19 protein-coding genes are annotated in these 20,216 nt (G+C 59.9%); 14 read left to right on the plus strand and 5 right to left on the minus strand.

Annotation, left to right across the window (positions count from 1 at the left end; all coding sequences use genetic code 11):
- Positions 1-34 precede the first annotated feature (34 nt).
- From J0G10_RS06590 to J0G10_RS06605, 4 genes are all read left to right on the plus strand, one after another.
- A complete protein-coding gene (locus tag J0G10_RS06590) occupies positions 35-589 on the plus strand; it encodes a hypothetical protein (RefSeq protein ID WP_220558125.1) in 555 nt (184 codons plus the stop codon).
- Positions 590-649: 60 nt separating this feature from the next.
- Positions 650-1,900: a flavohemoglobin expression-modulating QEGLA motif protein gene (locus J0G10_RS06595; protein ID WP_175559644.1), complete on the plus strand. Its 1,251-nt coding sequence runs from the start codon at positions 650-652 to the stop codon at positions 1,898-1,900.
- A 147-nt stretch (positions 1,901-2,047) separates the two neighbouring features.
- Positions 2,048-2,953 (plus strand): alpha/beta hydrolase, encoded by a 906-nt coding sequence (locus J0G10_RS06600; protein ID WP_095050375.1) that lies wholly within the window; start codon positions 2,048-2,050, stop codon positions 2,951-2,953.
- On the plus strand, positions 2,950-3,279 hold the full coding sequence (locus J0G10_RS06605; RefSeq protein WP_095050376.1) for a hypothetical protein: 330 nt from the start codon (positions 2,950-2,952) through the stop codon (positions 3,277-3,279). Before J0G10_RS06600 ends, J0G10_RS06605 begins: the two co-directional genes overlap by 4 nt.
- Before the next feature lie 361 nt (positions 3,280-3,640).
- On the opposite strand, the gene J0G10_RS06610 is transcribed toward J0G10_RS06605, so the two are convergent.
- The 3 genes from J0G10_RS06610 to J0G10_RS06620 all read right to left on the minus strand — a co-directional run bounded on the left by J0G10_RS06610 (position 3,641) and on the right by J0G10_RS06620 (position 5,601).
- Positions 3,641-4,429 carry an OmpA family protein gene (locus J0G10_RS06610; RefSeq protein WP_016983302.1) on the minus strand — a complete coding sequence of 263 codons (789 nt, stop codon included), beginning with the start codon at positions 4,427-4,429 and terminating at the stop codon, positions 3,641-3,643.
- Positions 4,430-4,484: 55 nt separating this feature from the next.
- Entirely contained in the window at positions 4,485-4,889 is a 405-nt protein-coding gene (locus tag J0G10_RS06615; RefSeq protein WP_093436697.1) for a DUF4398 domain-containing protein, read from the minus strand.
- Positions 4,890-5,256: 367 nt separating this feature from the next.
- Positions 5,257-5,601, minus strand: a complete 345-nt coding sequence (locus J0G10_RS06620; protein ID WP_095050377.1) for a pilin assembly protein — start codon at positions 5,599-5,601, stop codon at positions 5,257-5,259.
- 213 nt (positions 5,602-5,814) lie between these two features.
- On the opposite strand from J0G10_RS06620, the gene ppc reads away from it, so the two are divergent.
- From ppc to J0G10_RS06655, 7 genes are all read left to right on the plus strand, one after another.
- Positions 5,815-8,445, plus strand: coding sequence for a phosphoenolpyruvate carboxylase (gene ppc, locus J0G10_RS06625; RefSeq protein WP_095050378.1), 2,631 nt, complete (start codon positions 5,815-5,817; stop codon positions 8,443-8,445).
- A 299-nt stretch (positions 8,446-8,744) separates the two neighbouring features.
- Positions 8,745-9,395: an adenylate kinase gene (gene adk / locus J0G10_RS06630; RefSeq protein WP_095050379.1), complete on the plus strand. Its 651-nt coding sequence runs from the start codon at positions 8,745-8,747 to the stop codon at positions 9,393-9,395.
- Positions 9,396-9,488: 93 nt separating this feature from the next.
- Positions 9,489-10,163, plus strand: a complete 675-nt coding sequence (tsaB, locus tag J0G10_RS06635) for a tRNA (adenosine(37)-N6)-threonylcarbamoyltransferase complex dimerization subunit type 1 TsaB (RefSeq protein ID WP_095050380.1) — start codon at positions 9,489-9,491, stop codon at positions 10,161-10,163.
- A 222-nt stretch (positions 10,164-10,385) separates the two neighbouring features.
- Positions 10,386-10,697, plus strand: coding sequence for a hypothetical protein (locus J0G10_RS06640; protein ID WP_220558127.1), 312 nt, complete (start codon positions 10,386-10,388; stop codon positions 10,695-10,697).
- Complete coding sequence (locus J0G10_RS06645) at positions 10,697-11,557, plus strand: DUF72 domain-containing protein (RefSeq protein WP_095126477.1); 861 nt, start codon at positions 10,697-10,699, stop codon at positions 11,555-11,557. The genes J0G10_RS06640 and J0G10_RS06645 overlap by 1 nt, the downstream gene beginning before the upstream one ends.
- A gap of 31 nt (positions 11,558-11,588) precedes the next feature.
- Positions 11,589-12,410 carry an isocitrate lyase/PEP mutase family protein gene (locus tag J0G10_RS06650; protein ID WP_095050383.1) on the plus strand — a complete coding sequence of 274 codons (822 nt, stop codon included), beginning with the start codon at positions 11,589-11,591 and terminating at the stop codon, positions 12,408-12,410.
- A gap of 2 nt (positions 12,411-12,412) precedes the next feature.
- Entirely contained in the window at positions 12,413-13,105 is a 693-nt protein-coding gene (locus tag J0G10_RS06655; RefSeq protein WP_220558137.1) for an extensin-like domain-containing protein, read from the plus strand.
- Between the two features lie 3 nt (positions 13,106-13,108).
- Here J0G10_RS06655 and J0G10_RS06660 read toward each other — a convergent pair whose 3' ends face one another.
- Positions 13,109-13,729, minus strand: coding sequence for an energy transducer TonB (locus tag J0G10_RS06660; RefSeq protein ID WP_093436665.1), 621 nt, complete (start codon positions 13,727-13,729; stop codon positions 13,109-13,111).
- 92 nt (positions 13,730-13,821) lie between these two features.
- Here J0G10_RS06660 and J0G10_RS06665 point away from each other — a divergent pair, with 92 nt between their 5' ends.
- Complete coding sequence (locus J0G10_RS06665; RefSeq protein ID WP_408980827.1) at positions 13,822-14,604, plus strand: class I SAM-dependent methyltransferase; 783 nt, start codon at positions 13,822-13,824, stop codon at positions 14,602-14,604.
- 132 nt (positions 14,605-14,736) lie between these two features.
- Here J0G10_RS06665 and J0G10_RS06670 read toward each other — a convergent pair whose 3' ends face one another.
- On the minus strand, positions 14,737-15,372 hold the full coding sequence (locus J0G10_RS06670) for a TetR/AcrR family transcriptional regulator (protein WP_007908881.1): 636 nt from the start codon (positions 15,370-15,372) through the stop codon (positions 14,737-14,739).
- A gap of 94 nt (positions 15,373-15,466) precedes the next feature.
- Between J0G10_RS06670 and J0G10_RS06675 the strand changes: the two genes are divergently transcribed.
- Together J0G10_RS06675 and J0G10_RS06680 are read left to right on the plus strand one after the other, a co-directional pair.
- A complete protein-coding gene (locus tag J0G10_RS06675; RefSeq protein ID WP_095050385.1) occupies positions 15,467-16,567 on the plus strand; it encodes an efflux RND transporter periplasmic adaptor subunit in 1,101 nt (366 codons plus the stop codon).
- A gap of 6 nt (positions 16,568-16,573) precedes the next feature.
- The gene (locus tag J0G10_RS06680; RefSeq protein ID WP_220558146.1) at positions 16,574-19,642 is read left to right on the plus strand and encodes an efflux RND transporter permease subunit; all 3,069 of its coding nucleotides are present in this window, start codon (positions 16,574-16,576) and stop codon (positions 19,640-19,642) included.
- Positions 19,643-20,216 lie beyond the last annotated feature (574 nt).

Here is a 20,216-nt window from a genome sequence, read left to right on the forward strand (position 1 = left end):
CATGAGGGCGGCCAATGTTCATAGGGAGTATTGAATGAAAGCCTGGCGTGGCGTGCTGATCGCCTTGTCGTTCCTGCTGCTCAGTGGCTGTCTGGTGACTTTCAAGGAGCCGCTGACCGCCAGTGACCCGGCGCCCAAGGGCCTGCTCGGCAAATGGTCGAGCACCAACGCCTGGGGCGAGCCGATGAACCTTGAGTTGACGCGCCTGGGCAACGACCGCTATCAGGCTGTCACTTACTTCAAGGCCAAACCCCGCGAACGCGAAGCCTATCCCTTCACCGTGTCGCGCCATGGCAACCGCTGGTATCTGTCGGCGAAAGTCCCGGCGCAGTACGGTGGCCACTTCACCATCGCCGGCTTCGAACTCACCGACAAACACGAACTGGTGGTCTACAACCTCGATCTCGAGCAGATCAACCAGGCGATCAAACAAAAAGCCCTCGACGGTCAGGCCTTCCAGGCCGACGATGGCGACGGCGTGCAAGTCGACAGTAATCTCGACAAGGTCTTTGCTTACCTCGACGATCCGGCCAATTCCGACGTCTTCGTTGAAGCCGTGCGCTACCAGCGCCAGGCCCGCGCCCAATAATTCATTACGTCAGGTTTTCTACAGGAGTTTCGGGTGGACGATTACCAGCAGACGATACGCATGTTGTCCGATCGCATTGTGCTGGCGCAGACGCCGATCCGTGTGCTCGACGCGGTCAAGTGGGACGAGAACATTCGCAAAGGGTTCCTCAAGGCCAAAGGCAAGGAAATGCCGGCGGTGGATCGCGACTATTACCTCAATCGGCCGCTGAGTTTTGATTCGAGCAAAGTCAAACTGGAATTCCAGAACATCGAGCGCGACATCACCCGCCAGCTTGGCCAGTTCAACCCGGTCGGGCAGATCATGCGGCGCATGTGCAAGGAATACCGCATGGTGGTGCGCATGCTCGAAGCGCGCGGCACCGAAGATTTCGGTCTGATCTCCCAAGAGTTGTATGGCGCCGCGTCCGATGCGTTCCACGCCGGTGACCCGACCCTGGCCGACCTCGGCCTGATGATGTCCGACTACCTGAATAACATCGATGGCCGTGGCGATTTGAAGGATGAACCGAAAATCCTCACCGCCAAAGACGCTGTGCACTTGCTGCAGACCCGTTTGAACAAGGTGTTCGGCGAGGCCGAAGAAACCATCCGCGTGTTCGAGTCCGACGGTATTGTTGCTGACGCGGCGGCCGGTGCGGACTACATCAAGATCCGCACCGACGCGATGTTCAACGACCGTGACGTGCGCGCGCTGGAAGTCCACGAAGGCCTGGTCCACGTGGGCACCACGCTCAACGGTTTGAACCAGCCGATCTGCACCTTCCTGTCCAAAGGCCCACCGTCGTCGACGGTGACCCAGGAAGGCCTGGCGATCCTGATGGAAATCATCACCTTCGCCTCCTACCCGAGCCGCCTGCGCAAACTGACCAACCGCACCCGCGCCATTCACATGGTCGAGGAGGGCGCGGACTTCCTGCAGGTTTTCGAATTCTTCCGTGAGCAGGGCTTCGAGATGGCGGAAAGTTACGGCAATGCCAGTCGGGTTTTCCGTGGATCGACGCCGACGGGGCTGCCATTCACCAAAGACTTGTCCTACCTCAAGGGCTTTATCATGGTTTACAACTACATTCAGTTGGCCGTGCGTAAGGGCAAGCTTGAGCAGATTCCGTTGTTGTTCTGCGGCAAGACCACGCTGGAAGACATGCGTACCTTGCGCCAGTTGGTGGATGAAGGATTGGTGGTGCCGCCGAAGTATCTGCCGGACCAGTTCCGCGATTTGAATGCGTTGTCGGCGTGGATGTGCTTCTCCAACTTCCTCAACCATTTGAGCCTGGACCGGATCGAAGCGGATTACTCCAATATCCTCTAGCCCACTACAGACCGATCGTTCCCACGCTCCGCGTGGGAATGCCGCCATGGACGCTCCGCGTCCACTGTGACGCAGAGCGTCACGGGATGCATTCCCACGCAGAGCGTGGGAACGATCTGAACCTGAATTTTTGCGAGGTTTCACCGGATGAGAATCCTCGGCATCATTTGCCTGCTCCTGACCCTCGGCGGTTGTAGTTCGCTGTTGTTCTACCCTGAGCCGGGCCAGATCTTCACCCCGGAAAAAGCCAAGCTCGAATACCGCACCGTCACCCTGGTCACGGCGGATGGCTTGAAGCTCAACGCCTGGTGGCTGCCGGCCAAACCCGGCGTAGAGGTCAAAGGCACCGTGCTGCACTTGCACGGCAATGGCGGCAATCTGCCGATGCACCTGGGCGGCAGTTGGTGGCTGCCGAAAAACGGCTATCAAGTGCTGCTGGTCGACTATCGTGGTTATGGCTTGTCCGAGGGCAAACCGAGCCTGCCGGCGATCTATCAGGACATCGACGCCGCATTCGCCTGGCTCGACAAGGCGCCGGAAGTCAAAGGCAAACCGCTGATCCTGCTCGGCCAAAGCCTCGGCGGTTCGATGGCGGTGCATTGGCTGGTGCAGCATCCCGAGCGGCAAAAACAGCTCAAGGCCTTGGTGCTCGACGGCGTGCCCGCCAGTTACCGCAGCGTCGGCCAGTATGCGCTGAGCACCTCGTGGCTGACCTGGCCGTTCCAGGTGCCATTGTCCTGGCTGGTGCCGGACAGCGACAGCGCGATCAACTCGATGCCGCAACTCAACGGTGTGCCGAAACTGATCTTCCACAGCATCGACGATCCACTGGTGCCGCTGTCCAACGGCATCCGTCTGTATCAAGCTGCGCCGCCACCGCGCGTGCTGCAACTGACCCGTGGCGGTCATGTGCAGACATTCGGCGACCCGGTCTGGCGCCAAGTCATGCTGCGCTATCTCGACGACCCCGAGCACTTCAACGGCCTGCGCCGCCTCGGCGAAATCCCCAATTATCCGCAACCCCCGAATTCTGAAGATGAGAGTCCGCAATGAGTGAAGAACGTAACGCCATCCCGTTGATCATCACCGGTATCTGCAGCATCCTCGGCACCGTCGGGGCGCTGTGGTATTACGGCTACCTGCACTTCGCCAAACCCGAGGATGCGTTGCTGCTCAACGAATTCACCATGCTCAAGACTGTTCCGGGTGAAGACTACAAAGTCTCGCTGGACCCGGCGGCGCAGGTGGCGCAGTGCATTGATGGGGTGCTGGTGTTGTTCGATACCGAGCAGAAAGGTCTGACCGGTGTGCTGATCAACGCACAGAAAAAAGCCGTGCGTTGCATGGGCGAAGAAACCCCGCAGAAGCTTGAGCAGTGATTCTGCAGGACCAGCCCTCACCCTAACCCTCTCGAAACGTCGGACCGCCCAGAGGGAGAGGGGACTGACCGAGGTGTCATTCGAGTTACGCCGACCTGATCCATCGTGTCGAACCAAATTCTGAACGCACCGCGAATCGGCTCCCTCTCCCTCGGGAGAGGGCTGGGGTGAGGGGCTGCGATTTCAGTCCGCACAAAAAAAACCAGCCTGATCCATCGTGTCGAACATAAATTCTGAAAGCACCACAAATCGGCTCCCTCTCCCTCGGGAGAGGGCTGGGGTGAGGGGCTTGCGATTTCAGTCCTCACAAAAAAGCCCCGCCTGATCACTCAGGCGGGGCTTTTGCATTACCGCGTGACGCTTAGTTCGAGCTAACAGCCGAACGTGGCATCACTGGCTGGTTGTCGTTGGAAATGGTTACTTCCACGCGACGGTTCATCGCACGGCCGGAAGCGCTGCCGTTCTCGGCAACCGGGTATTCCTTGCCGTAGCCTTGGGTGACGATGCGCGCTGGATCAACGCCCATTTTCACCAGTGCGGTGCGCACGGAGTTGGCGCGACGCTCGGACAGCGACTGGTTGTGGCTCGCGGTCCCGGTGCTGTCGGTGTAACCCTCGACGATCACTTTGCGATCCGGGTTTTCCTGAAGGAACTGCGCCAGTTTGTTGATGTTGACCAGACCGCTGGACTTCAGGTCAGCACGGTCGGTGGCGAACAGCACGTCACCGAAAGTCACCAGCGTACCGCGATCGGTCTGCTTGGCGTTCAGGCTGTCCTGCAGCTGTTTGATCTGCTGATCGCGAGCATCCAGACGCGCCTGGGCACGTTGGGCTGCAGCGTTCTTCAGATTGTTTTCAGCGGTGCGCAGGGCGATGGTCTGCTTGGCCACTTCCACACGCTGGTTGGTCAGGTAGGCCAGTTGGTCAACCTTGGCAGCGTCTTGCTTGTCCAGGTAGGCCTTGTCGGCTTTGTCCAGATAATCGCTGGCGTCTTTGGTTTCCAGCGCCGCGACTTTGCTCGCCTGTGGGTTGGCTTGCAGGCCGGCGTAGTTGGTGCGTGCCTGTTCCAGGTTCGGGTTAGGCGGGGTGGAGCAGGCAGCCAGAGCAACACTTGCGGCGAGGAGAGCGGGGATCATCAGTTGCTTACGCATAATTTGTCGTCCTTTCTATCGGTAAGAGATTCAGCTTTGCGGTCGGGATGCGCGCTTACTGCACGGTGCGCTGACTTTCCTGACGCAGTTCCTGAACACCTTTCTGGGAATCCTTCACAGCCTGTTCGGCTTTAGCGGCCTGAGCCTTGCGTTCGGCGACGCGAGCGTCCCACTCGGCTTGCTCGGACAGGATGCGAGCTTCGTCATACTTCTTGTCGTGCATGGCGATTTCGGCTTGTTTCAGTTTGTCCTGCGCTTGCTTCATCTCAACGGCAGCGAACTCGGTACCGCCAGCGCTGACGGCGCTGTTCACCGCCGACTGGGTCACGGCGTACTGCTCGGTTGGTGGGTTACCGGCGCAACCGGCCAGTACGAAGCTGGTGCCGATGGCCAGAGCCGCCAGTTTCAGACCGCGCAGGTGGGTAAACGAGGTTTGGTTTTTCATGGTCTTCAACTCCATTAGGCATCTCCTGAATACATCTGAATCCATCCTGGTCGAGGAGCCGCAAGCGACGTGTGAAAGCGCGTTTTTGAAACGCTCGTTCCAGGCGTGGTTACAGGTTCCGACCGGAGGCGTTTTTCAAAAGTTCAGAAAAGATGGCCTATCGCCAAAAAAAACTTTGACCGAATGGACAAGGCTCTAAAGCGGGAACTTTGGCGGCAGAGAGGGGTACGCGCGGGGAACAAACGACGTAGTTCTGGAGGAAAAATACATTCCCTGTGGGAGCTGGCTTGCCAGCGATGGGGCCGTCAGATCCAACACATCGGTGACTGAACGGACGCCATCGCTGGCAAGCCAGCTCCCACAGGTTTAACGCAATGTCGGATCAGTGTTTTTGCTTGCCTGCTGCGGCCGAGAGGTCATGCAAATGCCGGCGCGAAAGGGCCAGAAAACGCGGCGTAGGCCCGACGTCTTCATACAACGGATCACCTTCCTCATCGGTCGCCACTACCGTCGAACCCTTCACATACGGCAGGCTCGCTTCAAACTCTTCAAGCGCCGCGCCGATCAGTTCGCCAAGCAACTCTTCGACATGACGTTTGGGGTACATCTCGGTAATCGCTCCCAGACGCGCAGCAGCTTCAACGTCCAGATGAATCGCGTAGCCAGTGTCGGTCAGGCGACCTTTGGCGTTTTCTTCCCAATGCTGGGCGAGTTCACGAATTTTCATGATGACCTCATTTCGCACCTGCTCATGGCAGGTCTGGGTGAGTGTCCGCCGGGGCCGGCGGCAAGCCGTTGTGCGGCTTACTGTTGAGACTAGCTTTCGCCCACAAGGTTTAACGTCCCTTCGTCGGCTGCTTGTAAGAAGCGTCGTAGAGCGGCACTCTCTAGGTCATGCACTCGTTTCTAAGCCGTCCGGATTACTGCTGGGGAATTGCTGATGACCGATATTGATGCACGCTTGCGCGAAGACGTTCACCTGCTCGGAGAGCTGCTGGGCAACACCATTCGAGATCAGTACGGCGAGGCTTTCCTCGACAAGATCGAGCAGATCCGCAAGGGCGCCAAGGCCGATCGGCGTGGTTCGATGGACGCCGAACTGAGCGCCAGCCTCAATCAATTGAGCGAAGACGAATTGCTCCCCGTGGCGCGCGCGTTCAACCAGTTTCTCAACCTGGCGAACATCGCCGAGCAGTATCAGTTGATTCATCGTCGCGAGGAGTCGCAGCCGGCGCCGTTCGAATCCCGCGTGCTGCCGGAATTGCTCGCGCGTTTGCGCAACGAAGGCCACAGTGCCGAATCGCTGGCGCGGCAACTGGCGCGGCTGGAAATCGAACTGGTGTTGACCGCGCACCCCACGGAAGTGGCGCGGCGCACGCTGATCCAGAAATACGACGCGATCGCCGCGCAACTCGCCGCGCAGGACCATCGCGACCTGACCACAGCCGAACGCGAACAGATTCAAAACACCCTGCAGCGGCTCATTGCCGAAGCCTGGCACACCGAAGAAATCCGCCGCACGCGCCCCACGCCAGTCGATGAAGCCAAATGGGGTTTCGCGGTGATCGAGCATTCGCTGTGGCAGGCGATTCCCAACCATATGCGCAAGGCCGACAAGGCGTTGTATGAAGCGACCGGCCTGCGTCTGCCATTGGAAGCCGCGCCGATTCGCTTCGCGTCATGGATGGGCGGCGACCGTGATGGTAACCCCAACGTTACCGCTGCGGTGACTCGCGAAGTGTTGCTGTTGGCGCGCTGGATGGCCGCCGATTTGTACCTGCGTGATGTCGATCATTTGGCAGCCGAACTGTCGATGCAACAAGCCAGCGACGCCCTCAAAGCCAAGGCCGGCGACAGCGCCGAACCGTATCGTGCGGTGCTCAAACAACTGCGCGAACGCCTGCGCGCCACGCGCAATTGGGCACACGCTGCGCTGACTGCACCGACGCCAGCGCCGGCAGACGTGCTGCACAACAACCGCGATCTGCTCGATCCGCTGGAGCTGTGCTTCAACTCGCTGCACGAGTGCGGCATGGGCGTGATCGCTGATGGTCCGTTGCTCGACTGCCTGCGTCGGGCGGTGACCTTCGGCTTGTTCCTTGTGCGTCTGGATGTGCGCCAGGACTCGTCGCGCCACAGCTCGGCGATGACTGAAATCACCGATTACCTCGGCCTCGGTCGCTACGAAGATTGGGACGAAGAGCAGCGCATCAGCTTCCTGACCCGCGAACTGAGCAATCGTCGGCCACTGCTGCCAGCGCATTTCAAACCGTCCGCTGACACCGCCGAAGTGCTCAACACCTGCAAGGAAATCGCTGCCGCACCGGGCGCCTCGCTCGGTTCCTACGTGATCTCCATGGCCGGCGCTGCTTCTGATGTGCTCGCCGTGCAACTGCTGCTCAAAGAGTCTGGCGTGCTGCGGCCAATGCGCGTGGTGCCGCTGTTCGAAACCCTCGCTGACCTCGACAACGCCGGGCCGGTGATGGAGCGGCTGTTGCTGCTGCCGGGTTACCGTGCACGGCTGCAAGGCCCGCAGGAAGTGATGATCGGTTATTCCGACTCGGCCAAGGATGCTGGCACCACGGCAGCGGCCTGGGCGCAATATCGCGCGCAGGAACGCTTGGTGGAAATCTGCCGCGAGCAACAAGTCGAACTGCTGCTGTTCCACGGTCGCGGCGGCACCGTGGGCCGGGGCGGTGGCCCGGCGCATGCGGCGATTCTGTCGCAACCGCCGGGCTCGGTGGCCGGGCGTTTCCGCACCACCGAGCAGGGGGAAATGATTCGATTCAAATTCGGCCTGCCGGACATCGCCGAGCAAAACCTCAATCTGTATCTGGCGGCGGTGCTTGAAGCAACGCTGCTGCCTCCGCCGCCGCCGACACCAGAGTGGCGTCACTTGATGGACGAATTGGCCGCCGATGGCGTCAGCGCTTATCGCCAGGTCGTGCGGGAAAATCCGCAATTCGTCGAGTACTTCCGTCAGTCCACGCCAGAGCAGGAGTTGGGTCGCTTGCCACTGGGCAGTCGTCCGGCCAAACGCCGCGCCGGCGGGATCGAAAGTCTGCGGGCGATTCCGTGGATCTTCGGCTGGACGCAAACGCGGCTGATGCTGCCGGCGTGGCTGGGGTGGGAGTCGGCACTGAGCAAGGCGCTGGAACGCGGCGAAGGCGAGTTGCTTGGGCAGATGCGCGAACAATGGCCGTTCTTCCGTACGCGTATCGACATGCTGGAAATGGTCCTGGCCAAGGCTGATGCGGATATTGCGCTGTCCTACGATCAGCGTCTGGTCGAGCCTGATCTGCTGCCGTTGGGCGCGCAGTTACGCGACCTATTGTCGCAGGCGTGCGCGGTGGTGCTCGGCCTGACTGGCCAGTCGCAGCTGCTGGCACATAGCCCTGACACCCTTGAATTTATCCGTCTGCGCAACACCTACCTCGACCCGCTGCATCTATTGCAGGCCGAACTGCTGGCCCGTTCGCGGCAGCAGGATGTCGAGCAGGGCAGCCCGGTGGAACAGGCGTTGCTGGTGTCTGTGGCGGGCATTGCCGCCGGTTTGCGAAATACCGGCTAAGGTTTTTGTCGGGTGCGCGGTAGCCGGATGAAGACTTGGCTGTCGCGTTGCCTGACCGGCGAAAGTGCCGTCAGGCGACAGTTAATGACGGGGTTGCGACTTGGGTTACCGCGTCGCGAGGTCGCGGGGGACGTCGGTTTCTCCGACTTTTGGCGTCTTGTGTGGGCGCAGCCTGCTGTGTATCTTGATCAGCCTTTGGCCGTTTATGCGGCCACGACCCGTATTTTCAGGATTCGTCCCAAGAGGCGAATCCTTTGTTTTGTAAAAGCTTTTTATAAAAAAATTGAGGAGCACATCTAATGCGCGTCATTCTGCTGGGAGCTCCCGGGGCCGGTAAAGGTACTCAGGCTAAGTTCATCACCGAAAAATTCGGCATTCCACAAATTTCCACCGGCGACATGCTGCGTGCAGCGGTCAAGGCCGGTACTCCACTGGGCGTTCAAGCCAAGAGCATTATGGATGCCGGCGGCCTGGTGTCGGATGACCTGATCATCGCACTGGTTCAGGACCGCATCGCTCAGCCAGACTGCGCCAACGGTTTCCTGTTCGACGGCTTCCCGCGCACCATTCCGCAGGCTGAAGCTCTGGTTTCTGCCGGCGTTGAGCTGGATGCAGTGGTTGAAATCGCTGTTGAAGACGAAGAAATCGTTCAACGCATCGCCGGCCGTCGTGTTCACGAAGCCAGCGGCCGCGTTTACCACATCGTCTACAACCCGCCAAAAATCGCGGGCAAAGATGACATCACCGGCGAAGAGCTGGTACAGCGCAAGGACGACACCGAAGAAACCGTGCGTCATCGCCTGTCGGTCTACCATTCGCAGACCAAGCCTTTGGTGGAGTTCTATCAGAGCCTGTCCGCCAAAAACGCTGGCAAGCCCAAGTACAGCCACATTCCGGGCGTTGGTTCGGTTGATGCGATCACCGCCAAGGTGCTGGCCGCGCTGAGCTGAAAAGTCTGATCGGCTGCATCATCCACGGCCCGCTTGCGGGCCGTAGTTGTTTATACTGACGCCCTTTTTCCCACACCTGTTTTGGAAACATCGATGAGCACCTTGCTGGCCCTGGACACCGCGACTGAAGCTTGCTCCGTTGCCTTGCTGCATGACGGCAAGGTCACGAGCCATTACGAGGTGATCCCGCGCCTGCACGCGCAGAAACTGCTGCCGATGATCCAGCAACTTCTGGCCGACGCTGGCACCACGTTGCAAGCGGTCGATGCGATCGCTTTCGGTCGTGGGCCTGGCGCGTTCACTGGCGTGCGGATCGCCATTGGTGTGGTGCAGGGGCTGGCGTTCGCGCTGGATCGCCCGGTGCTGCCGGTGTCCAACCTTGCAGTATTGGCCCAGCGTGCGCTGCGCGAGCATGGCGTGAGCCAGGTCGCGGCGGCCATCGATGCGCGGATGGATGAAGTGTATTGGGGCTGCTACCGCGAGACGGCGGGGGAGATGCGTCTGGTCGGTGCCGAAGCGGTGTTGCCACCAGAAGTTGCTGCGCTGCCGGCCGATGCCAGTGGCGACTGGTTCGGTGCTGGCACCGGTTGGGGTTATGCCGAGCGCATCGCGGTCAATCTGACAGGCTCCGACGCCGGCATGCTGCCCCACGCCGAAGACTTGCTGACCTTGGCGCGCTTCGCTTGGGAGCGCGGCGAATCGATTCCGGCGGATGACGCGCAACCGGTTTACCTGCGCGACAAAGTCGCCACCCCCAAGGCTCGTTGAGCCTTTAAAAAGATCGCAGCCTTCGGCAGCTCCTACAAGGATCGCATTCCAAATGTAGGAGCTGCCGAAGGCTGCGATCTTTTGATCTTCTGAAGCCAATCGTCAGTTTCTAACCCCTCGCTTTAAACCTTTTGCGCTTTATGTGTTCTAGTTATCACTCGGCAGTTTGCTAAGTCGGTCAAGTGCCGCTAAATTGCCATCATTGATACCGAGCATGAAATTATGCGTATAGACGGCCTTTCCTCTCAGTCCTACCCCATCAAGCGCAAGCTTCGCAAAGGCCATGTGATCGTGGATGAGTCCGTCGATGACATCGACGGTGAGCTGGAATTTCCGACTGAAGAGCAACTGGCTGCCCGTGCTGCCGCCAAAGCCGCCGCGCAACGCCTGAGCAATCTGCCCGCCCGCCAACAAGACATGATTTACCACCGCGCCATGAGCAAAAGCGTAGCGATGGCCCTCGCCAGCTACCTGAGCACCGCCGGTTTTGTCGATTGGGATGCAGACGTGCTGGGCCTCGATCTGTATATCTGATGGATCTGCCTTACTACCTCGGTTGTCCGTCCTGGAGCGAAAACGCCTGGCGCGAGTATCTGTACCCGGTAGACGCCAAAACCTCCGATTTCCTCGGTCTCTATTCCCAAGTGTTCAACGCCGTTGAAGGCAACACGACCTTCTACGCCAGCCCGTCGCCCGCCACGGTGCAGCGTTGGGCCGAGGTCATGCCCGAGCACTTTCGCTTCACCGCCAAATTCCCCGGCGACATCAGCCATAGCGGTGACCTGCGCGAGCAACTGACCGCCGCCGAAACATTTCTGCAATTACTCAAACCCCTCGGTGAGCGCGTCTCGCCGATGTGGCTGCAATTGTCGAAAAGCTTCACGCCGCATCGACTGCCGGAACTGGCGGGGTTTATTGATGCGCTAGATTGCCCGTTGGCGGTGGAAGTGCGCCATGAACAGTTCTTCGCCAAGGGCGAGAGTGAACGTCTGCTCAATCGCCTGCTGCTGGATCGTGGCGTTGAGCGCATCTGCCTCGACCCGCGTGCGCTGTTCAGTTGCCTGTCGACTGAATCTTCGGTAATCCACGCGCAATCGAAAAAGCCACGCGTGCCGACGCGCCCGGCGGCGTTCACCCAGTTCCCGCAAGTGCGCTTCATTGGCCATCCGGAACTGAAAGCCAACGACCCGTTCCTAGTGCCGTGGGTGGCGAAAATCGCCGAGTGGATCGAAGAGGGCCGCACGCCTTACATCTTCCTGCACACCGCCGATAACCTGCTGGCGGCGAAGCTGGCGCAACGTTTTCACGCACAACTGATGCAACGTTTGCCTGGCCTGCCAGCGCTGCCTGCGCTATACAGAGAACCCGCCGCGGAGCAACTTGGCCTGCTCTGAAGCGGATTTTTTTCTGCCCAGGAGCCTGCCGATGGATGCCCAAGCCCGTAAAGCCCACGCCTTCAAAGCCCTGCATGAACAATCGGGGGTTTTCGTGATTCCCAATCCATGGGATGCGGGGTCGGCAAAAATGCTCGCCAGTCTCGGCTATCAGGCCTTGGCGACCACCAGTGCCGGTTATGCGTTTTCCCAAGGCAAGGCCGACGGCGTGTTAAGCCTTGATGAGACCTTGGCCAATGTCCGCGCGATTGTCGCCGCCACCGATTTGCCGGTAGCGGTGGATCTGGAAAACGGTTTCGCCGATGACCCGGCTGAATGCGCCAAGAGTCTGCTGCGTGCTGCCGAGGCCGGCGCTGTTGGTGGTTCGATCGAAGACGCCACGGGCCGCGCGGATGCGCCAATCTATTGCTTCGAACACGCTGTGGCGCGCATCGAAGCCGCTGTCGCTGCGGTGCGCACGCTACCCTTTCCCTTCATCCTCACCGCGCGGGCGGAAAACTACCTGCACGGTCATCCCGATCTCAACGACACCATTCGCCGCCTGCAGGCCTTCGCCGAGGCAGGGGCCGACGTGTTGTATGCGCCAGGTTTGCGCAACGCCGAAGAAGTGCTGGCAGTGGTGCGTGCAGTGGCGCCAAAACCGGTCAATGTGCTGATGTCCGGCGGTTTGAAACTGACCGTGCAGGAGCTGCAAGAAATGGGCGTGCGGCGCATCAGTACCGGTTCGGCACTGGCGTTGGCGGCGTTCGGCGAATTCTTCCGTGCCGCTGAAGAAATCCAGCAATCCGGCACTTTCGGGTTTACCTCGCAGTCGATGCCGTACGCCAAAGCCAATCAATTCTTCAAAGGCTGAGCATGGGGCGGTGGATCGCACTGACCGTGTTGCTGATCACTGGCGGCGCGTTGATCAGTGTGTGGCGCGGTTGGCTGGACGTGCCGCCGTCATGGAATCCATGGGCGCCACTGGATGTAAAAGCCGCGCCCAACTGGCTGACCGGCTACAAGCTGATGCGTTTGCGCAGTGATCCTGAACTCTGTGCCCAGGCGTTGAACAGCTCTGATCTGCGGGTCACGCGGCAAGCCGACAGTCCCGACGCCAAGTGCCCGCTGATCGGTGCCTTGCGCGTACAGGGCGGTGAGGTGGCGTTGAGCAGCAGTTTCCTCGCCAGTTGTCCGCTGGCGGTGGCCTACGCGATGTTTGAACAGCACACGCTGCGACCTGCTGCACAATCCGTTTACGGGCAAAAGGTCGCGCGGATTGATCACCTCGGCAGCTTCGCCTGTCGTAATGTCTACAACCGCGAAAGCGGCGCGCTCAGTCGCCACGCCAGTGCCGATGCGCTGGATATTGCCGGTTTTCGTCTGACCGATGGTCGCAGCATCAGCGTGCTCAAGGACTGGCCGAAGCAAAATCAGGACGCGCAGTTTCTGCGTCAGGTGCGCGATGGCGCCTGCGAGGCGTTCAGTGTTGTCTTGGGGCCGGATTACAACACCGCCCACCGCAATCACTTTCATGTCGATGTCGGACGCTGGAGCGTGTGTCGCTGAGGGTCAGGCGGCGAGGCGCAGGTTCTGCAGAACGATCGGGCGCGCCCAACCGTTATCAAAGTCCAGTGCTTTCTGTTGCTCGACGATTTCTTCCGGCGGGAACGGCGGGTAAGGCTTTTGCAACAGATCCAGATCGAACTCGGCAATCGGCAGGTAAAGCGGCTTCTTCTGCGGGGCCGGGCCAGGCTCTGGAACGGGCTGACCATTGTTGATCACCACCGGGCGAACCCAACTGCTGTCGAAATCCTGCTGCGCCTGCTGAGCTTGCAGTTCTTCTGGCGGGAATGGCGGGAACGGCTTGTCCAGCAGTTCCATTTCGAATTCGGCGATTGGCAGGAACAGCGGCTCTGGCGGACGCACTTCGGTTTCCACCACATCGCACTCGCGCTGGCTGACGATGTGCGCGTGCAGCTCGCTGCCGATGGTCGGTTCTTCCGGGCTGCTCAGGTCAACCGGCGGAAATGTACCGCAGGCAGGCACCACTTCACTCGTCTGTTCGGCCATCGCTTGGGCGAAGAAATCCTGCCACAGGTGACTGACGCCGCTCAGTGCTTGAGTGTTGTGACGGCTAAAGTCGCCATGGGGCGAGATGTAGCCAATCGATGTGGGAAGAATGCCTGACATTTTTTTCGGTTGACGCTCAGCTCTGGCAAAATGCGCGTTGAATGAATTATCGGCGGTATTTGCCGATCCTTGAATTTTTGAGCGTGTTTTCCATGATCGAGCAACCCGCGGCCTGCCGCATCCATGTCCAGGCCCTCGGCCCGACGTTTGAAGCGCAAGCCGAGCAGTGGGCCGAACGCCTTGGTCTGCCGCGTGACGTGCCGGACGGCGAGTTCGCCTTGCAGGTCGGCGAGCAGGGTTTGCAACTGCAACAGCTCGGCCCGGACGCACCGGGGCCGGTGCGGGTCGACTTTGTTGAGGGCGGCGCTGCGCATCGTCGGCTATACGGCGGCGGCAGCGGGCAGATGATCGCCAAGGCTGTCGGCATCGCCCAAGGCGTGCGCCCGCGCGTGCTGGATGCCACGGCAGGATTGGGCAAGGATGCGTTTGTGCTGGCGAGCCTCGGTTGCGAGATGAGCCTGATCGAGCGCCAGCCGCTGATCGGCGCCTTGCTGGAGGATGGTCTGGCGCGCGCGGCGGAAGATTTCGACGTGGCGCCGATTGTGGCGCGGATGAAATTGCTCAAGGGCAACTCCATCGAGGTCATGCAGAACTGGGAGGGTGAGGCGCCGCAGGTGATCTACCTCGACCCGATGTTTCCGCACCGAGAGAAGACCGCGCTGGTGAAAAAGGAGATGCGTCTGTTCCGGCCGCTGGTGGGCGATGATCCGGATGCGCCGGCGTTGCTCGAAGCCGCGTTGGCACTGGCCACGCACCGGGTGGTGGTCAAGCGACCGCGCAAGGCGCCGTGCATTGCGGGGCCGAAGCCGAGTCATGCGCTGGATGGCAAATCGAGCCGCTATGACATTTATCCGAAGAAAGCGCTCAAGGCTTGATACCGAGTCGCGCTCATCGCTGGCAAGCCAGCTCCCACAGGGTTTGGTGGTGTGTACACGATTTGTGATCACACCCAAATCCTTGTGGGAGCTGGCTTGCCAGCGATGGCGTCAGTGCCGACACCGCAGAAATCAGGCTTTGTACGCCCGCATAAACAACCCCACCACTTCCTGCACATGGCTTTCCGCTGCCTCTTCAGTCAACGGCTCCCCACAGCCATACAACAGCCGAAAATTCCCCGCACCCTTGATCAGGCAAAAGAAATGCTCGGCGGCATTGCGCGGCAGATCAATGCTCAGCGCGCCGGTCTCGTGGATGCGCGTCAACAGCCGTTCCATGCCCTGCACCATGCGCTGCGGACCCGCCTCGAAGAAGATCAGCGACAGCTTCGGATCCTGACTGCCGAGCGCCATGATCAAACGGTGCAGATTCACCGATTCATCGCTGTTGATCAGGTGATGAAAGCCTCGCGCAATGTTCAGCAACACATTTTCCACGGCGATGCCTTCGGGCAATTCGAAGAACAGCGGCGGTAATTGCTCCTCGCATTTGGCCACCACGGCAGCGGAGAACAGCGTCTCCTTGTCGTTGAAATGGCTGTAGACCGTCAGCTTCGACACGCCGGCCTCGCTTGCGACCGCGTCCATGCTGGTGTTGGCGTAGCCATGACTCAGAAACAGAATTTTCGCCGCGTCGAGGATCGCTTGGCGCTTGGCCAGATCCTTGGGGCGGCCCGGGCCGTTTGGAGCTGAAAGATTGTTCGACATTCTTCGCTTTTAATACTGGACTGGTGAGTTTGCTATTAATAACATACCCGCCAGTATAATTATTCCAAGCACCATTAGCGAAAGGTCCGTCACCATGTTCCGCCATGCGTTGTCCCTCGCGTTGCCAGTGAGTCTGGCGTTCCTTTTGTCAGCATGCGGTCAGGAAGAGGCGACGCAAGTCGCCGTGCGACCAGCCATGGTGGTGCAGCCAGAGCCTTCGGCACAGGCGATGGAAAGTTATCCGGGCGAGGTGCGCGCCCGTTATGAACCGGATCTGGCATTCCGCATTGGCGGCAAAGTCAGCCGACGACTGGTCGATGAAGGTCAGCGCGTGAAGGCTGATCAGCCACTCGCCGAACTCGATCCGCAGGACGTGCGCCTGCAACTGGAAGCCACTCGCGCCCAGGTGGCTGCCGCCGAAGCCAATCTCAATCTGGTCCGCGCCGAACGTGATCGCTACAAGACCCTGATGGATCGGCAGATGGTCAGCCGCTCGGCCTACGACAACGCCGAAAACCTTTACCGCTCCGGTGAGGCCCGTCTCAAACAAATCAAAGCTGAATTCAACGTTTCGACCAATCAGGCCAGTTACGCCGTGTTGCGTGCGCCGCAGGATGGCGTGGTGGCCAAGCGTTCGGTCGAGGTTGGGCAGGTGGTTGCCGCCGGGCAAACGGTGTTTACCCTTGCCACTGATGGCGAGCGCGAAGTACTGATCAGCCTGCCGGAGCAGAGCTTCGGGCGCTTCAAGGTCGGTCAGCCTGTGACCGTCGAACTGTGGACGCAACAGAACCAGCGCTTCGCCGGGCAAATCCGCGAACTGTCGCCCGCCGCCGATCCACGCTCGCGCACTTTCGCTGCGCGCATTTCTTTCGTGAGCGGCAAAGTCCCGGCCGAACTGGGCCAGAGCGCCCGAGTGTTCGTGCAATCGGCCGACAGCGTTTCCCTGTCGGTGCCGCTCTCGGCACTCACCGCCGAAAACGGCGCGACCTACGTCTGGGTCGTCAGCGCCAATAACACCTTGAAGAAAACCCCGGTGCGTATCGGCCCGTTCGGCGAGAAAACCGTGCCGGTGCTCGAAGGCTTGAACGCCAGTGACTGGGTGGTGGCTGCTGGCGTGCATGTGTTGCTCGAAGGGCAGCAGGTGCGTCCGGTGGATCGCTCCAATCGCGTCGTCAATCTGGCGAACAAGGAGTAAGTCCCGATGCGCTTCAACCTTTCTGAATGGGCGCTGCGTAATCGCCAGATCGTACTGTTCCTGATGCTTTTGCTGGCCATCGTCGGTGCGTTGTCCTACACCAAACTCGGCCAGAGTGAAGACCCGCCGTTCACGTTCAAAGCCATGGTGATTCAAACCCGTTGGCCGGGGGCGACCGCGCAGGAAGTCTCGCGGCAGGTCACCGAGCGTATTGAAAAGAAACTGATGGAAACCGGCGAGTACGAGCGCATCGTGTCGTTCTCGCGCCCCGGCGAATCGCAGGTCACGTTCATTGCCCGCGACTCGATGCATTCCAAGCAAATCCCCGACCTCTGGTATCAGGTGCGCAAGAAGGTCAGTGATATTCGCCAGACCTTGCCGCCGGATATTCAGGGGCCGTTTTTCAACGATGAGTTCGGCACCACGTTCGGCAATATCTATGCGCTGACCGGGGACGGTTTCGATTACGCGGTGCTCAAGGATTACGCCGATCGCATCCAGATCCAGCTGCAACGGGTCAAGGATGTCGGCAAGGTCGACCTGCTCGGTTTGCAGGACGAGAAAATCTGGGTCGAGCTGTCCAACGTCAAGCTGGCGACCCTTGGCTTGCCGCTGTCGGCGGTGCAACAAGCGCTGCAAGAGCAGAACGCGGTGTCCACCGCCGGGTTCTTTGAAACCGGTAGCGAGCGTCTGCAACTGCGGGTCTCGGGGAATTTTCAGACGGTCGATGAGATAAAAAACTTCCCGATCCGCGTCGGCGATCGTACGTTCCGCATCTCCGATGTCGCCGACGTGCGTCGCGGTTTCAACGATCCACCGGCGCCGCGTATGCGCTTCATGGGCGAAGATGCGATTGGTCTCGCGGTGGCGATGAAGGATGGCGGCGACATTCTGGTGCTCGGCAAGGCGCTGGAAGGCGAGTTCTCGCGCATCCAGAAAAACCTCCCGGCCGGCATGCAATTGCGTAAGGTTTCCGATCAGCCGGCGGCGGTGAAAACCGGGGTCGGCGAGTTCGTCCAGGTGCTGGTCGAGGCACTGGCGATTGTCTTGCTGGTGAGCTTCTTCTCCCTCGGCGTGCGCACCGGCATGGTCGTGGCGCTGACCATTCCGCTGGTGCTGGCGATGACCTTCGCCTGCATGTATTACCTCGGCATCGGCCTGCACAAGATCTCCCTTGGCGCGTTGGTGTTGGCGTTGGGCTTGCTGGTGGATGACGCGATCATCGCCGTGGAAATGATGGCGATCAAAATGGAGCAGGGCTTTGACCGTATCCGCGCGGCGAGCTATGCCTGGACCAGCACCGCGTTCCCTATGCTCACCGGTACTTTGATCACCGCCGCCGGGTTTCTGCCGATTGCCACGGCGCAATCCGGCACTGGCGAATACACACGTTCGATCTTCCAGGTGGTGACCATCGCCTTGCTCGCGTCTTGGGTCGCGGCGGTGATGTTCGTACCGTATCTGGGGGAAAAACTCCTGCCTGATCTGGCGAAAATCCATGCGGCCAAACACGGTACCGCCGATGGTCAGGCTGACCCGTATGGCACGCCGTTCTATCAGCGCGTTCGGCGCTTGGTGGAGTGGTGCGTGTCGCACCGCAAGACCGTGATCGTGCTGACGGTGGGGCTGTTTATCGCCTCTGTGATGTTGTTCCGTTTCGTCCCGCAGCAGTTTTTCCCGGCCTCGAATCGACTGGAGTTGATGGTTGATCTGAAACTGGCTGAAGGCGCGTCGTTGGCCAATACCACTGGCGAGGTCAAACGTCTGGAGGCGATGCTCAAGGGTCACGCCGGTATTGATAATTATGTGGCGTATGTCGGCACCGGATCGCCGCGTTTTTATCTGCCTTTGGATCAACAGTTGCCGGCGGCCAGTTTTGCGCAGTTTGTGGTGTTGGCGAAAACCATTGAGGAGCGTGAAGCGCTGCGCAGTTGGTTGATCGAGACGCTTAACGAGCAATTCCCGGCCCTGCGTTCGCGGGTTACGCGTCTGGAGAACGGTCCTCCGGTTGGCTATCCGGTGCAGTTCCGCGTCACCGGTGAACATATCGAAGAAGTCCGGGCGTTGGCGCGCAAGGTCGCGGCCAAGGTTCGCGAGAATCCGCATGTGGTCAATGTGCATCTGGATTGGGAAGAACCGAGCAAGGTCGTGTACCTGAACATCGATCAGGATCGCGCGCGAGCATTGGGTGTAAGCACGGCCAATCTGGCGAAATTCCTGCAGAGTTCGTTGACCGGGTCGAGTGTCAGTCAGTATCGCGAAGACAACGAATTGATCGAGATTCTGCTGCGCGGCACGGTGCATGAGCGCACTGAATTGTCCTTGTTGCCGAGTCTGGCGGTGCCGACGGACAACGGCCGCAGTGTGGCGTTGTCGCAGATTGCCACGCTGGAATACGGCTTTGAGGAGGGGATTATCTGGCATCGTAATCGCCTGCCGAACGTGACCGTGCGCGCGGATATTTATGGCAAGGAGCAGCCGGCGACGTTGGTGAAGCAGATCATGCCGACGCTGGATTCGATTCGCGCCGAGTTGCCCGATGGTTATCTGTTGGATGTCGGCGGTACGGTGGAGGATTCCGAGCGTGGGCAGAAGTCGGTGAATGCCGGGGTGCCGATGTTCATCGTGGTGGTGCTGACCTTGCTGATGGTGCAGTTACGCAGTTTTTCGCGCACGGTGATGGTGTTTTTGACGGCGCCGCTGGGGTTGATCGGGGTGACGCTGTTTTTGATGGTGTTCCGTCAGCCGTTCGGGTTTGTGGCGATGTTGGGGACGATTGCGTTGTCCGGGATGATCATGCGTAATTCGGTGATTCTGGTGGATCAGATCGAGCAGGATATTGCCTCGGGGCTTAAGCCTTGGCAGGCGATTATCGAGGCTACGGTTCGACGCTTCAGGCCGATTGTGTTGACGGCGCTGGCGGCGGTTTTGGCGATGATTCCGTTGTCACGTAGTGTGTTTTTTGGGCCGATGGCGGTGGCGATCATGGGTGGGTTGATTGTTGCGACTGCGCTGACGTTGTTGTTTTTGCCGGCGTTGTATGCGGCTTGGTTCCGGGTGCGTAAGGACGCTTGATTCTTTTGTGACGTGGCGGCCTTCGGGCCGACCATGTTCTTGGGGTTTTGGGTGAATATCCGTTTTTGTGGGTGCTGCCGCTGGCGGTTTCGCCCTTACGGCGAGTCACCTTTTCCAAACGCCGAAAAGGTAACCCAAAAGGCTTTGCCCTGACGTTCGGCCCGCTCGCTGGGGCTCGGGGTTCCTTCGCTCCGGGATCGATCCGGGGGCATCGCCTACGGTTTGCTTCGCTGCACCTCCTCTCGATGTGTTCGACTTCGTCGAACGGTCGCTGCGCTCCCACCCCCGGATCAATCCCTCCACTCAGCCTGCCGACGGGCCTTCAGATCAAGATCAAAAGCTGCAGCCGAGCTAACGCTCATCCTGTTGAGTGGTGAGGAGCAGAAGCGGTCTGCTCTTGCTCTTCTGTGGGAGTGAGCCTGCTCGCGATGACGCCCTGACAGCCGCCCAATCTCTACCTGCATACACCCAATCCAATTGTGGGAGCTGGCTTGCCAGCGATGGCGGTCTGACAGCCGACCGATCTCCAGCGGATTGCTCACGATCCAACTGTAGGAGTGAGCCTGCTCGCGAT

Source organism: Pseudomonas germanica (genome assembly GCF_019614655.1).
Taxonomy (GTDB): Bacteria; Pseudomonadota; Gammaproteobacteria; order Pseudomonadales; family Pseudomonadaceae; genus Aquipseudomonas; species Aquipseudomonas neuropathica.

Bases quoted from the DNA above. Each gene is read 5' to 3' on its own strand.
- J0G10_RS06590 (WP_220558125.1), top strand. From the start codon at position 35: ATGAAAGCCTGGCGTGGCGTGCTGATCGCCTTGTCGTTCCTGCTGCTC.
- J0G10_RS06595 (WP_175559644.1), top strand. From the start codon at position 650: ATGTTGTCCGATCGCATTGTGCTGGCGCAGACGCCGATCCGTGTGCTC.
- J0G10_RS06600 (WP_095050375.1), top strand. From the start codon at position 2,048: ATGAGAATCCTCGGCATCATTTGCCTGCTCCTGACCCTCGGCGGTTGT.
- J0G10_RS06605 (WP_095050376.1), top strand. From the start codon at position 2,950: ATGAGTGAAGAACGTAACGCCATCCCGTTGATCATCACCGGTATCTGC.
- J0G10_RS06610 (WP_016983302.1), bottom strand. From the start codon at position 4,429: ATGCGTAAGCAACTGATGATCCCCGCTCTCCTCGCCGCAAGTGTTGCT.
- J0G10_RS06615 (WP_093436697.1), bottom strand. From the start codon at position 4,889: ATGGAGTTGAAGACCATGAAAAACCAAACCTCGTTTACCCACCTGCGC.
- J0G10_RS06620 (WP_095050377.1), bottom strand. From the start codon at position 5,601: ATGAAAATTCGTGAACTCGCCCAGCATTGGGAAGAAAACGCCAAAGGT.
- ppc (WP_095050378.1), top strand. From the start codon at position 5,815: ATGACCGATATTGATGCACGCTTGCGCGAAGACGTTCACCTGCTCGGA.
- adk (WP_095050379.1), top strand. From the start codon at position 8,745: ATGCGCGTCATTCTGCTGGGAGCTCCCGGGGCCGGTAAAGGTACTCAG.
- tsaB (WP_095050380.1), top strand. From the start codon at position 9,489: ATGAGCACCTTGCTGGCCCTGGACACCGCGACTGAAGCTTGCTCCGTT.
- J0G10_RS06640 (WP_220558127.1), top strand. From the start codon at position 10,386: ATGCGTATAGACGGCCTTTCCTCTCAGTCCTACCCCATCAAGCGCAAG.
- J0G10_RS06645 (WP_095126477.1), top strand. From the start codon at position 10,697: ATGGATCTGCCTTACTACCTCGGTTGTCCGTCCTGGAGCGAAAACGCC.
- J0G10_RS06650 (WP_095050383.1), top strand. From the start codon at position 11,589: ATGGATGCCCAAGCCCGTAAAGCCCACGCCTTCAAAGCCCTGCATGAA.
- J0G10_RS06655 (WP_220558137.1), top strand. From the start codon at position 12,413: ATGGGGCGGTGGATCGCACTGACCGTGTTGCTGATCACTGGCGGCGCG.
- J0G10_RS06660 (WP_093436665.1), bottom strand. From the start codon at position 13,729: ATGTCAGGCATTCTTCCCACATCGATTGGCTACATCTCGCCCCATGGC.
- J0G10_RS06665 (WP_408980827.1), top strand. From the start codon at position 13,822: ATGATCGAGCAACCCGCGGCCTGCCGCATCCATGTCCAGGCCCTCGGC.
- J0G10_RS06670 (WP_007908881.1), bottom strand. From the start codon at position 15,372: ATGTCGAACAATCTTTCAGCTCCAAACGGCCCGGGCCGCCCCAAGGAT.
- J0G10_RS06675 (WP_095050385.1), top strand. From the start codon at position 15,467: ATGTTCCGCCATGCGTTGTCCCTCGCGTTGCCAGTGAGTCTGGCGTTC.
- J0G10_RS06680 (WP_220558146.1), top strand. From the start codon at position 16,574: ATGCGCTTCAACCTTTCTGAATGGGCGCTGCGTAATCGCCAGATCGTA.